Source organism: Rheinheimera sp. A13L (assembly GCF_000217935.1).
GTDB lineage: Bacteria > Pseudomonadota > Gammaproteobacteria > Enterobacterales > Alteromonadaceae > Pararheinheimera.
The window spans coordinates 1-11,998 of record NZ_AFHI01000020.1; the positions used below are offsets into that span (position 1 = coordinate 1).

General features: G+C 45.6%; 11 protein-coding genes and 1 tRNA gene. 6 read left to right on the forward strand and 6 right to left on the reverse strand.

The features are described from left to right. Positions 1-370 precede the first annotated feature (370 nt). The 3 genes from RHEIN_RS11700 to RHEIN_RS11710 form a co-directional block, all read right to left on the reverse strand. Entirely contained in the window at positions 371-562 is a 192-nt protein-coding gene (locus RHEIN_RS11700; RefSeq protein WP_008899183.1) for a hypothetical protein, read from the reverse strand. A gap of 470 nt (positions 563-1,032) precedes the next feature. Beyond that, positions 1,033-2,262, reverse strand: a complete 1,230-nt coding sequence (locus RHEIN_RS11705; RefSeq protein ID WP_008899184.1) for an adenosine deaminase family protein — start codon at positions 2,260-2,262, stop codon at positions 1,033-1,035. 101 nt (positions 2,263-2,363) lie between these two features. After that, positions 2,364-2,450: transfer RNA gene (locus tag RHEIN_RS11710), tRNA-Leu, on the reverse strand. Between the two features lie 477 nt (positions 2,451-2,927). On the opposite strand from RHEIN_RS11710, the gene leuA reads away from it, so the two are divergent. The 5 genes from leuA (at position 2,928) to RHEIN_RS11735 (ending at position 8,321) form a co-directional block, all read left to right on the forward strand. Then, positions 2,928-4,499, forward strand: coding sequence for a 2-isopropylmalate synthase (gene leuA / locus RHEIN_RS11715; protein WP_008899185.1), 1,572 nt, complete (start codon positions 2,928-2,930; stop codon positions 4,497-4,499). Between the two features lie 2 nt (positions 4,500-4,501). Continuing rightward, positions 4,502-5,587: a 3-isopropylmalate dehydrogenase gene (gene leuB / locus RHEIN_RS11720; RefSeq protein ID WP_008899186.1), complete on the forward strand. Its 1,086-nt coding sequence runs from the start codon at positions 4,502-4,504 to the stop codon at positions 5,585-5,587. Next, the gene (leuC, locus tag RHEIN_RS11725; protein WP_008899187.1) at positions 5,584-7,008 is read left to right on the forward strand and encodes a 3-isopropylmalate dehydratase large subunit; all 1,425 of its coding nucleotides are present in this window, start codon (positions 5,584-5,586) and stop codon (positions 7,006-7,008) included. The genes leuB and leuC overlap by 4 nt, the downstream gene beginning before the upstream one ends. Beyond that, on the forward strand, positions 7,005-7,607 hold the full coding sequence (gene leuD, locus RHEIN_RS11730; protein ID WP_008899188.1) for a 3-isopropylmalate dehydratase small subunit: 603 nt from the start codon (positions 7,005-7,007) through the stop codon (positions 7,605-7,607). The genes leuC and leuD overlap by 4 nt, the downstream gene beginning before the upstream one ends. A 342-nt stretch (positions 7,608-7,949) precedes the next feature. Continuing rightward, positions 7,950-8,321 (forward strand): DUF3718 domain-containing protein, encoded by a 372-nt coding sequence (locus RHEIN_RS11735; protein WP_008899189.1) that lies wholly within the window; start codon positions 7,950-7,952, stop codon positions 8,319-8,321. A gap of 306 nt (positions 8,322-8,627) precedes the next feature. Here the strand turns inward: RHEIN_RS11735 and RHEIN_RS11740 are convergent, their stop codons facing one another. After that, on the reverse strand, positions 8,628-9,593 hold the full coding sequence (locus RHEIN_RS11740) for a hypothetical protein (RefSeq protein ID WP_008899190.1): 966 nt from the start codon (positions 9,591-9,593) through the stop codon (positions 8,628-8,630). A gap of 132 nt (positions 9,594-9,725) precedes the next feature. Between RHEIN_RS11740 and RHEIN_RS11745 the strand changes: the two genes are divergently transcribed. Then, the gene (locus tag RHEIN_RS11745) at positions 9,726-10,352 is read left to right on the forward strand and encodes a trimeric intracellular cation channel family protein (protein WP_008899191.1); all 627 of its coding nucleotides are present in this window, start codon (positions 9,726-9,728) and stop codon (positions 10,350-10,352) included. Between the two features lie 44 nt (positions 10,353-10,396). Here RHEIN_RS11745 and RHEIN_RS11750 read toward each other — a convergent pair whose 3' ends face one another. Both RHEIN_RS11750 and RHEIN_RS11755 read right to left on the reverse strand, forming a co-directional pair. Then, positions 10,397-11,155, reverse strand: a complete 759-nt coding sequence (locus tag RHEIN_RS11750) for a TerC family protein (protein WP_008899192.1) — start codon at positions 11,153-11,155, stop codon at positions 10,397-10,399. 80 nt (positions 11,156-11,235) lie between these two features. Continuing rightward, positions 11,236-11,991 (reverse strand): amino acid ABC transporter substrate-binding protein, encoded by a 756-nt coding sequence (locus tag RHEIN_RS11755; RefSeq protein ID WP_008899193.1) that lies wholly within the window; start codon positions 11,989-11,991, stop codon positions 11,236-11,238. Positions 11,992-11,998 lie beyond the last annotated feature (7 nt).

Consider the following 11,998-nt stretch of genomic DNA (forward strand, 5'->3'; position numbering starts at 1 on the left):
CGCAGGCTTGTCCCCGCCCGTCTCAAATTCCAATCCAATGTGGGTAAGCGCCAAGGATGGTCGCGAATAAAAAATCGTCTGGAACGATTTTTAACAACGCAACGCGTTGGCCCCTTGGGGTGAGCGCCAAGGATGGCAGCGAATAAAAAATCGTCAGGAACGATTGTTTCACCTGTAGGGGCGCGGGCTTGTCCCCGCCCGTCTCAAATTCCAATCCAATGTGGGTGAGCGCCAAGGATGGCGGCGCATAAAAAATCGTCAGGAACGATTTTTAACAACGCAACGCGTTGGCCCCTTGGGGTGCTCTGCAGGAACGCAGAGCATAAAAAAACCGGTCAGAGACCGGCTTCTTCGTATTCAAAGCAACTAATTAGTTAGTGGCTTGTTCCAAAGCAACTGAAGTGCGTGCTTTAGCTGCAGTACGGGCATAAGCATCAGCGGCCTGAACACGCTCTAACTCTAAAACTGCATTGCCGTTTAAATCAATTTTGCGCATGTAGGTTACGAATACAAAAGCGTTAACCATAAAGAATGCGATAGCTGCGATTAAAAATAAGTCCATAATTCACCCCGTCTTTACTACTGTTCATTTCAGCGTTTTGCTGAGCCTGCCGGTAAATTAGGTAAGAGTAACAACACCGTACCTCTTACCTAATTTACCGTTACGAACTAATAAATGCAGACTTCATGCCAAGGTTTTAAATTAATTTTTAATCATTTAAAATCAACAACTTGAACATAATTAATTTCGTTTTTTTCTGAAACTGAACAGAAACTCCAAAAGATCTGTCGCTAATTAGCAACAGCAAAATAGGGCTTAAATAAATACCTATATATTTCAATGACTTAATATGTATGCTTTTTGCGACAGTTTTATCAAAACTTATTGATAAGCTAAAATTAAGTTAATTTTCAATGACTTACACAAAGACAAAAATTCAGAATCTAGAGCAAAAAGGGAGCCGAACGCGGGGAGTATCTAATTCGGGTCAGAGTAAAGATTTAATTTTACTCTGACCCGAATGAAGCAGCTTAGTTAATAAAGCCGTATTTTTGTGCAACTTTATCGAAGTACTCCAAACATTGTTTAGCGTACTGGCGCTTTTCGACATAGCTGCCCGGAAAGAAGCTTTTCTTAAAACCGTAAGCCACCATGTCTTTTAAACGTTTCAGCGGAATGTCGAAGTTATCCAGCGCCAGTTTGTATTCGCGGCTGACCGTGGTATTTGATACCAGCCTGTTGTCAGTACAAATCACAGTGACAATGCGGTGATCCAGCATATCCCCCAGCTTATGCGCCTTAATGTCGCTAATACCTGGATTGGTTTGCAGGTTGCTGGTCAGACAAACTTCAATGGCAATACGTTTGTCGGCGATGTAAGACGCCAGTTCGCGGATGTACTTTTGTTTATCTTTGATGGCCGGATCCTGGATCATCTCCGGCACAAACAACGAATAACCATGGCCTATACGATCGGCATAACATTCGGTGATGGCCTCAAACACACTCTCAGCGCCATAAGCTTCACCGGCATGCAGGGTTTTCAGTAAAAAGTGCTGATGAGCAAACTCATAAACTTCTTTAAATTTGCTGGCCGGATAACCAGACTCCTGCCCTGCTAAATCCAAAGCCACTATAGGAATACCAGCTTCATCACGCAGCCGCACGCTGGCGCGCACTAATTCCATAGCAGCCAGCTTAATAACTTCAATAGGGCTGAAGTCGCGCATCAGCTGGAATAAGTTGGTGTAATAAGGAGAAAAACCTTTGTCGCCAAACATCCGCATAGCACAGTTGATAATGCCGTAGGCAAAAGGCGGTTTGTCACCGCTCAGAATAGCAGCCTGACTGTTGTATTCCTGCTGCGCTCTTTTCAGGCCATTGTTTACCGCATGCATGACACGGTCAAAATCTATGCCCGTTGGCAGGTCGATTAATAACTGAGGAGCAAAACGCACTTCGATGTAATTCACGCCTTCAAGCTGGTTGTCGATGGCAAGCTCATAAGCAGCACGCTCCAGATTGTCCATGTCGCGCAGCACTGCACAGGTGTATTGGAAACAATGCAGGTATTCACCCAGGTTCTGATAGCTGTCTTTAAACACCAGCTCTTTTAAACCTTCCACTGTCTGACTGGGTAGTTTCACACCGGCTTTGGCAGCCATTTCAATCAGGCTGTCTAAACGTAAGCTGCCGTCTAAATGCAAATGCAGATCGGACTTGGGCATTTCTTTAATAAAATCAAGAGAGTAAAAATGCATAACAGATAAACCTGCAAAATAAGCAACATGTTTTAGTTATAGCAGTTTAGTGATAGAACAGAAATTTAAAAGGGATTGAGTAAGGTATAACAGAAGAGAAATGGTGCCCGGGGCCGGACTTGAACCGGCACGCCCTTTCGAGCGAGGGATTTTAAATCCCTTGTGTCTACCGATTTCACCACCCGGGCATGAGCAGAGCGTGTTTGACAACACTGGCAGAACGGGGCGCATTTTATGCTGAATAACAGGCGTTCGTCATGTGTTTTTCATAAAAAAACTTAAAAAATGCATCAACCGCCTAATTTTTCAACAAAAACAACTCTATTTCACTGTTATTGTCGCAAAAAACATCAGGTAGTGACTCTTACTCAAACAAAAATACTTAGATATTTAGCCGTCTATACTGTTGCAAAGCCAAAAGTGCCGTGATATTACTAATAGCAGTTGTATAAATTAAACCCAATGAAGACTTAAACAACAATGAATTCAAACCAGCGTTTCGCTAACCTGCTCACTCTCCTCGTGCTCCTCAACAGGCCACGGGGCTTTGTGCATTGGTAAAACGACTGTACCAGTAAACCAAAAACCCCGTGCCACAGGCCGGGGTTTTTTGTTTTAACCAAGGCCACCAGAACGGGTTTAAATCAAATAATGAGGAATATGTGATGAGTGGTCAGGACAAAATCTGGATTTTTGATACCACCTTAAGAGACGGCGAGCAGGCCTTGCGTGCCAGTTTAAGCCATAAGCAAAAAATTCAGCTGGCTCATGCTATTGCCCGCTTAAATGTTGATGTGATGGAAGTGGGTTTTCCTGTGTCGTCCCCTGGTGATTTTGAATCGGTGCAAAGCATAGCCACCCAGGTTAAAGGCCCTATTATTTGTGGTTTAGCCCGGGCTGTCAGCGCTGATATTGAAGCGTGCGGCCAGGCCTTGGCTAATGCAGAACGTCGCCGTATTCATACTTTTATTGCCACTTCGCCTTTGCATTTACAGTACAAATTACGCCGCACTTTAGAGCAAGCCACTGAACAGGCGGTTGCAGCCATTCAACTGGCGCGCCGTTATACAGACGATGTCGAGTTCTCTTGTGAAGATGCAGGCCGCACTCCTATTGATGATTTATGCCGTATTGTTGAAGCCGCCATTAAAGCCGGTGCCCGCACTATTAATATTCCGGACACTGTGGGCTACACCATTCCAAATGAATTTGCCCGCATCATTACTGAACTGCGTAATAAAGTGCCGAATATTGATCAGGCCATTTTAAGTGTGCATTGCCATAACGATTTAGGTTTAGCTGTGGCAAACAGCATCACAGCGGTTCAGGCCGGTGCCCGTCAGATTGAATGCACAGTCAACGGCATAGGTGAACGTGCAGGTAACTGTTCATTAGAAGAAGTGGCGATGATTATCAAAACCCGCCCTGATGTGCTGCCTTTTTACACCGACATTAAAAGTACTGAGATTTACCGCAGCAGCCATTTGGTCAGCCAGATTTGCCATATGCCAATTCAGCCGAATAAGGCGATTGTCGGTGAAAATGCTTTTGCCCACTCTTCCGGCATTCACCAGGATGGTGTATTAAAGGCGCAAAACACCTACGAAATCATGTCTCCTGAGCAAGTCGGTATTCGTCAGAACGAATTAAACCTGACCTCGCGCTCTGGCCGCGCTGTGATCCAGCATCGCTTAAGCGAAATGGGTTACACCACTGAAGATTACAACTTAGACGAGATCTACCAAGCTTTTGTCACTTTAGCCGACCAAAAAGGCCGCGTCTTTGATTACGACTTAGAAGCGCTGGTGTTTTTCCAGAACTTACAGGACACCAACGAGCCGTACAAACTGGAGTTTTTAAGTTCTTCCACTCATACAGGTCATGTCGCCAGCGCTACTGTTGGTATCAGCATTAATGGTGAAACCCGCACTGAAGCAGCTACAGGCAATGGCCCTGTAGAAGCGTCTTTTCAGGCCATTCAGCGTATTGTTGGCTCTGACGTCAAGATGGTCGACTTTAACTTACAAGCCAAAGGCAGTGGCGAAGATGCCTTGGGGCAAGTGGATATTATTGCCGAACATCAGGGCCGCCGTTACCACGGTGCAGGTTTAGCCACCGACATAGTGCGCTCTTCGGTATTGGCTTATGTGCACGTCTTAAATTTAATTGAACGCAGCAAACAGGTAGACGCCGCCAAGCAGGCCCGCCGTTTATCTGAATCACAAACAGAGAAGTAATAATGAAAAACTATAAAATTGCCGTGTTAGCCGGAGATGGTATTGGCCCTGAAGTGATGGTTCAGGCGTTAAAAGTACTGGATGTAGTGTCAGCAAAATTTAACTTCAGCATTCAAAGCACAGAAGCTTTAATTGGTGGTGCTGCCATTGATGCGACAGGCGTGGCCTTACCTGAAGAAACACTGGCTCTGTGTAAAAACAGCGATGCCATTTTATTTGGTTCAGTAGGCGGCCCTAAGTGGACCAGCCTGCCACCGGCTCAGCAACCAGAACGCGCCTCTTTATTGCCTTTGCGTAAAACCTTTGATTTGTTCTGTAACTTACGCCCAGGCCAGATTTACCCTGCTTTTGCCGAGTTATCGCCTTTGCATCCAAAAATCAGCAGCCAGGGCATGGATATTTTATGTGTGCGTGAACTGACAGGCGGTATTTATTTTGGTGAAAAAGGCCGCACCGAAGACGCAGCTTTTGATACACAAAAATACAGTGTCAGCGAAATTGAACGCATCAGCCGGGTGGCTTTTGAAGCAGCCACTAAACGCCGCAATAAAGTGACCTCGATCGACAAAGCCAATGTGCTGGCGACCAGTGTGTTATGGCGTGAAGTGGTGGAGCGTGTCGCCAAAGACTATCCGCAGGTGCAGCTGGAACATATGTATATAGACAATGCCGCTATGCAGCTTATTCGGGCACCACAGCATTTTGATGTGTTGCTTTGCGACAACCTGTTTGGCGATATTTTGTCAGACGAAATTGCCGCCATTGCTGGTTCTTTAGGTTTATTGCCTTCAGCCAGCTTAAACGGCTCCAACTTTGGTTTGTATGAACCAGCAGGTGGCACAGCACCAGATATCGCAGGCAAAGGCATTGCCAATCCAATAGCGCAGATTTTAAGTGCAGCTTTAATGTTACGTTACAGTTTTGCTGAAGAAGCAGCAGCCCGCGCTATTGAACAGGCTGTGGCCAGCACCTTAGAGCAAGGCATAGTAACGCGGGATATTAATTCAGCATCCAGTTATGGCACAGCAGATGTAGGCGCAGCAGTCATTGCCGCCTTAAACGCTATTGATACAAAGAGAGCTTCATGATGGCCAAAACCTTATATCAGAAGATTTACCAAAGCCATATAGTGGCTCCGGTTAATGGCAGCACCGACTTGTTATTTGTTGACCGCCATTTAATTCATGAAGTCACCAGCCCTCAGGCATTTGCTGGTTTGCGCCAGGCCGGCCGTACTGTGCGCCGTCCGGATTTAACTTATGCCACTATGGATCATAATGTCTCTACTCAGCTGCGTAGCATAGATGCAGCAGGTGAAACCTCACGCAAACAGCTGGAAGCTCTGGCGACGAACTGCAAAGAATTTAATGTGCCTTTGCTGGATTTAATGCACCCGGATCAAGGCATAGTGCATGTGATTGGCCCTGAACTGGGTTTAACTCAGCCGGGTATGATTATTGTCTGCGGTGATTCCCATACCTCTACTCATGGTGCTTTTGGCGCTATTGCCTTTGGTATTGGTACTTCTGAAGTAGAGCATGTACTGGCGACTCAAACCTTGCAGCAGCAAGTGGCGAAAACCTTAAAAGTGGAAGTCACAGGCTCTTTATCACCTTTTGTCACACCAAAAGATGTGATTATGGCGGTGATAGGCCAGTTAGGCACAGCGGGTGGTAATGGTTATGTGGCTGAATTCTGTGGCTCTGCTATTCGCGGCATGAGCATGGAAGGCCGCATGACGCTGTGTAATATGAGCATCGAAATGGGTGCTAAAGCAGGTTTAATAGCACCGGATGAAGTGACTTTTGCGTACTTAAAAGGCAAACCTCATGCACCACAAGCAGAGCATTGGGATGCGGCCGTCAGCTACTGGCAAAGCCTGTATTCAGATGCGGATGCCGTCTTTGATAAAACAGTGACTATTGCCGCAGAAAACATCAGACCCCAAGTGACCTGGGGTACGAATCCTGAGCAGGTGATAGCTGTGGATCAGCCTATTCCGTCTCCAGAGTCGTTCAGCGATTTAATTAAAGCCGATGCAGCGCGCCGTGCTTTGACCTATATGGGCATTGAAGCGGGCCAGAAATTAACTGATCTGAAAGTCGATGTGGTCTTTATTGGTTCCTGCACCAACAGCCGTATTGAAGATTTACGTCAGGCTGCTGCTGTGGTGCAAGGCAAACAAGTGGCTTCCGGTGTACGTGCTTTGATAGTGCCAGGCTCTGGTCAGGTCAAACGTCAGGCTGAAGCCGAAGGGTTAGCCGATATTTTTAAAGCCTCTGGTTTTGAATGGCGTGAGCCTGGCTGCTCTATGTGCTTAGGCATGAACGACGATCGTGTTGAAGCAGGCCAACGTTGTGCGTCCACCTCAAACCGCAACTTTGAAGGCCGTCAGGGCCGTGGCAGCCGCACTCATTTAGTCAGCCCCGCTATGGCCGCAGCTGCAGCTATTGCCGGTCGTTTTGTAGATATTTCTTATGTAGAGCGCGCTGAAGGGAGTTACTCATGAGCCAGATTTTCGCAGAAGGGCTGGTCTGCCCTTTAGATAAAAACAATGTCGATACCGACCAGATTATTCCGAAGCAATTTTTAACTTCAGTCAGCCGCGACGGTTTTGCCGAAGCTTTATTTTATGACTGGCGTTATCTGGCGAATGAACAACCGAACCCTGACTTTGTATTAAACGAGCCAGCCTATAAAGGCGCTTCTATACTGCTGACCCGCGCTAACTTTGGCTGTGGCTCCAGCCGTGAGCATGCGCCCTGGGCTATTCAGCAGTATGGTTTTAACGTAGTGATTGCCGAGAGTTTTGCCGATATTTTCTTTAATAACAGCATCAACAACGGCATGTTATTAATCAGCCTGAGCGCATCCAATATCGAGTTTTTATTCAGCCGTTGCCAGCAAGGCACACAGGAATGGAAAATTGATTTAGCAGGCCAGCAGATTATTCTGGGCAATAACGCCGCTGTGGGTTTTCAGATAGACCCTGATATTAAGCAGCGTTTATTAAGTGGCCTGGATTTTATCGGTGCCAGTGAGCAGTTTGAACCGCACATCAGCGGCTACGAAAAACAACGTGCCACAGCACAGCCCTGGTTAGGGTAATACCGCTGTTGTTCAGACCCTAGGGGTCGCGGCTTGTCCCGGCCCGTCCATGGGCACCGCAACATCCTATAAACGGGGACAAGCCGACTAGCATCTGATAGGAATTTGGAACGGGAGGGGCAAGCCCCTCCCCTACACAACACCTTGTTTCATAACCCAATGTTCACATAACCAACACAACGCCTTCACCTGCCAGCCATCTAGCCGTAAACTACTGATTTATATCGACTACTTGCTTATCAGAAAATGCAGGTAATACTTGGCAAAGCAGTATCAGACAGTATATAGTTTCATTATTATCAATTTTACCAGTTCACCTATTAACCTCTAAGGGGTATTTTTATGAAAAAGCTCGTTACATTAGCAGTAGTAGCAAGTGCGTATTTCGCAGCAGCACCAGCAGCTGTAGCACAGGATCAATGGGCCACCTCTTTATGTGAATACACTAAAGCAGACGATAAAAACCGCGTTCGCAAGGTACTATCAGATAACAAAGTAAACGTTCGTAAAATTTATGATGCGATTCAATGTAATGGCGACTCACTAATTAAGTTTGCTATGCGCAGCGATGCTTATGAAACAGGGTCATTTTTTGTAAAACAGATGCCAGCTAAAGCTTTAGTGGCTGAAGATTTGGAAGCCTGGGCAGCAGCAAATGGTTTAGGCTCATCTCCATTAATTAACGATATCAAAGCCCGTATCGGCCAGGATTAATATATAGCCTTCGTACGTGAAACGTTCGGGCAGGGATAAACCCAGCCCCTGCGTTTCCTGCGCTCTTCGCCCGACATCGGTTTGATGCCGAGACGGGCTGAATAAACCCCGCCCTTACAATTGAAACCTACTTTTACCTCTGTCAAAACTTTAGCTACCGCTTCTGCAGTTCACAACGGAAATGGCAAAGCCAAAGCTAACACCAGTCTGGACAATTTCATCATTACACTCAAAAGAATAAGAATGGATCGCATTTGTGAGTGCGAACTATTCTTATGTCAAGTTGAATAAAACATGAGTCTGGTTTTAGTTTGAATTTGCTTTCAAAGTTAAACTGGCGAAGCTGATGAAATCTTCTGCCGTATCAATTCCAGCCATGGCCGAACCATCCTGCATTTGAGAAAAGCTGGGAGGTTGCTGGAACTGGAAGCTGAGTTTTAAACGTTGAGGTTGCTGCAAAAAGCTCAGTACGGGCGTACTAATCTGCTCCGGAATTTGTGGGTTTTGTTGCAAAGCAGCAGTTAATTGCTGTTGTATTCCGGCATAATCAGCCGTTATTTGTGATTGAGCTAGTTGATCAAAAAATTGCTCTAAGAAGGCTTTGTTTTCCAGTTCAACAGAACCATTGGCTATGCTTATCAGTCCTACCTTTTTCATTAAGTCAGGTAAATAGTCAGGATGCTCAGATCGTTGTTGTTGTTGCTCAGGAGTCAGTTGTTTCACTTCTTCAGCAAAATGCCACAGATCCGTTACCCCGGTTAAAGCAAAACGGTAGTTCAGGCTAAAGTGATGATTAACACGTAATTCTTGCTGAAAAGACAGCTCTCCCGTTTTTGCTTTGTATTTGTACTGATAACTCAGCTCCATCAACAAAGTCCCCAGATAGGTCGCTAACTCAGGTGGTAAAGAAGCCAGAGCCTGTGGAGCCAGTTTTAAGTCTTTTAAGCGGGCGGCACCATCTTCGGGTAAACCATCACGCTGCAAACCAATAAGCTCAACCTGACCTATAGTGACTAAATCTCCCATACCAGCAATGCCTATATGCAAATTCTGGATTTTATAACTTGAGGTAATAATGTTGGCGGACAGTTTGCTGTAACTCATATGGATAGGCGGCATATCGCCATGTTCAGCCAATTGCAGGTACTGCTGATTACTGCGCTCTATATGCCCAGCCATCAATTGCTCCGCATGATGGTTAGCATAAAAAAAACCTGCCAAAGCACTGACCGATACACAGAATGCAGTCCCAAGCCAAACCTTTTTACCCATATTCCCTTTTCCTTCCACAAAACTAACGACGCCATACTAGCATGAGCAGAAAATAAAACACCTGCCTGAAGCTGTGATTCAGTGTAAAAGCCTGTTAATTTGACGTTATTCATCTCATTTTTTAGGTGTGCTATGGAGCTCTATTTCCATTGGTTTGATTTATTGGGTATAGCTGTATTTGCTATCTCCGGCACTTTAGCGGCGTGGCGAAAACAAATGGATGGCTTTGGGGTCATAGTGCTGGCTACTGTAACAGCCATAGGGGGCGGCACTTTACGCGATCTGATCCTCGACTCTCCCGTCATTTGGCTGACTGACAACAGTTACTTTTTAGCTATTTTTTCTGCCGCTGTTTTGACCATTCTATTGGTACGTAACCGACTGGTGATCCCGAACAATACCTTACAAATTGCAGACGCTGTAGGTTTGGCATTTTTTGTCATTATGGGCACCCAAAAAGCACTGGATCACGGCACTTCTGGTTTTGTCGCCATTATGTTGGGCACTATGAGTGGTGTTTGTGGTGGCATGATCCGCGATGTGTTGTGTCGGGAGATCCCTATGGTATTCCGTGGCGAATTGTATGCTATCACCTGTATTTTTGGCGGCCTGGTGTATGTACAACTCCTGGGATTTGGTATAGAACAAATGCCCGCTATGTTGGCAGGTATGGTGGCCTTACTGGCGTTGCGTCTGGCAGCCATTCGCTGGCATCTGACCATTCCGGTCTTTGGTAAAAAAGCCAACGACCTACGCTGAAGAAGCGGGTGATGGATAGAAGCTGTCCATCACCCAAAGCAGCTTTATTCTGCTTTTTCTTCCGTTATCGCTTTGTGTAACTTCACCGCATTACGACTTTTACGCATGCGGATATTGATCATCTCCACTGTCATAGAGAAAGCCATGGCAAAATAGATATAGCCTTTTGGTACATGCACATCAAAACCTTCAATCATTAAGGTCACCCCCACCAGAATAAGGAAAGACAGCGCCAGAATTTTGATGGACGGATGTGCGTCGACAAATTCCCCAATAGACTTAGCTGCAAACAACATCACAAGCACAGCTGAAATAATAGCTATCGCCATAATTTCAATGTCGTTTACCAAACCCACAGCTGTGATCACAGAATCCAGCGAGAATACAATGTCTAAAATTGCGATTTGGATCAGCACCATAAACAAGCTATTCGCCACTACCTTAGGGCCAGTTGTTTCTTGTTCAACACCTTCCAAACTATGGTGAATTTCCTGAGTAGATTTAGCCAGCAGGAATAAACCACCGCCTATGAGGATCACATCCCGACCTGAAATATCGTTACCAAGCACAGTAAACCAATTTTCGGTTAAACCCATTACCCATGAAATAGAGAATAACAATGCCAAACGGGCGAACATAGCTAAACCTAAACCGACACGACGGGCAAATTCCCGTTGATGTGCAGGTAAACGCCCCACCAGAATAGATAAAAAGATAATGTTGTCTATACCCAACACTATTTCCAAAGCAGCAAGAGTACCTAAGGCAATCCAGGCCTCCGGACTTGCGATCCATTCAAACATACAACCTTCCCGAAGTTTAATTCATTGTGGCTAGTCTAACGACTTTGCTGGCGAACTTCAGCTGTGAGCTCTGATATATCTCAGGGCGTTGGCAATTGTTCTTTATATTCAACCAGACCATAACGTTGTTTTAACTTTTGGATCTGATCTTGTTGTTCAATCAGAAACTGATTAAAGCGACGGATTTGCTCCGGATGTTTTTGACTGGATAAGTGAAATGCCAGATTGGTAAAAGGTAAATGTTCCGCCATCACTAATGCGCCCGGCAACTGCATTTGTTTTAAATGGTACTGTGCCACATTGTATTCAACATTAGCAGCATCCACCCTGCCCCGGATCGCCATACGTAAAGCCGATTCAGCATCAGGTACATCCAGTATTTTAAACTTATGTGTTTGTTTCAACTGAAGCCAGAGGCTGGGCGAAAATCCATGAATATTGGCTAACACCTTAAAGTCAGTCAGTTGCATTAAACGTTTTTCCGGCAAAACCAGTGTGGAGCCCAAAGTATAAATCACCGGAGCGCTGTAGTATTTGGCTTGGTTCTGATCGATATCTAAATGAGGTTGCCATGCAAGGTTATCCGGGTAAACAAAGTCGGTCAGCTCTGCTGAGTCTTTGTACAAGCGTTTGACCGGTAAAGCCTTAAAGCTGAACTCGTCACCGCTCCACTTGCTGTAAAGCCCGATCAAATCAAAAAAATAACCACGCGGCTGAGGCGATAAAAAATCGTAATGTGGATAATAATCCAGTTGCTCTATACCTATCACATAGGTTTTAGCCTGCAGGCTCCAACAAAAACAGCTACTGAACAACAACATCAGGACAAGGCGCATGCAACTC

Bases quoted from the DNA above. Each gene is read 5' to 3' on its own strand.
- leuB (WP_008899186.1), top strand. From the start codon at position 4,502: ATGAAAAACTATAAAATTGCCGTGTTAGCCGGAGATGGTATTGGCCCT.
- RHEIN_RS11750 (WP_008899192.1), bottom strand. From the start codon at position 11,155: ATGTTTGAATGGATCGCAAGTCCGGAGGCCTGGATTGCCTTAGGTACT.
- RHEIN_RS11700 (WP_008899183.1), bottom strand. From the start codon at position 562: ATGGACTTATTTTTAATCGCAGCTATCGCATTCTTTATGGTTAACGCT.
- RHEIN_RS11745 (WP_008899191.1), top strand. From the start codon at position 9,726: ATGGAGCTCTATTTCCATTGGTTTGATTTATTGGGTATAGCTGTATTT.
- RHEIN_RS11755 (WP_008899193.1), bottom strand. From the start codon at position 11,991: ATGCGCCTTGTCCTGATGTTGTTGTTCAGTAGCTGTTTTTGTTGGAGC.
- RHEIN_RS11705 (WP_008899184.1), bottom strand. From the start codon at position 2,262: ATGCATTTTTACTCTCTTGATTTTATTAAAGAAATGCCCAAGTCCGAT.
- RHEIN_RS11740 (WP_008899190.1), bottom strand. From the start codon at position 9,593: ATGGGTAAAAAGGTTTGGCTTGGGACTGCATTCTGTGTATCGGTCAGT.
- RHEIN_RS11735 (WP_008899189.1), top strand. From the start codon at position 7,950: ATGAAAAAGCTCGTTACATTAGCAGTAGTAGCAAGTGCGTATTTCGCA.
- leuC (WP_008899187.1), top strand. From the start codon at position 5,584: ATGATGGCCAAAACCTTATATCAGAAGATTTACCAAAGCCATATAGTG.
- leuA (WP_008899185.1), top strand. From the start codon at position 2,928: ATGAGTGGTCAGGACAAAATCTGGATTTTTGATACCACCTTAAGAGAC.
- leuD (WP_008899188.1), top strand. From the start codon at position 7,005: ATGAGCCAGATTTTCGCAGAAGGGCTGGTCTGCCCTTTAGATAAAAAC.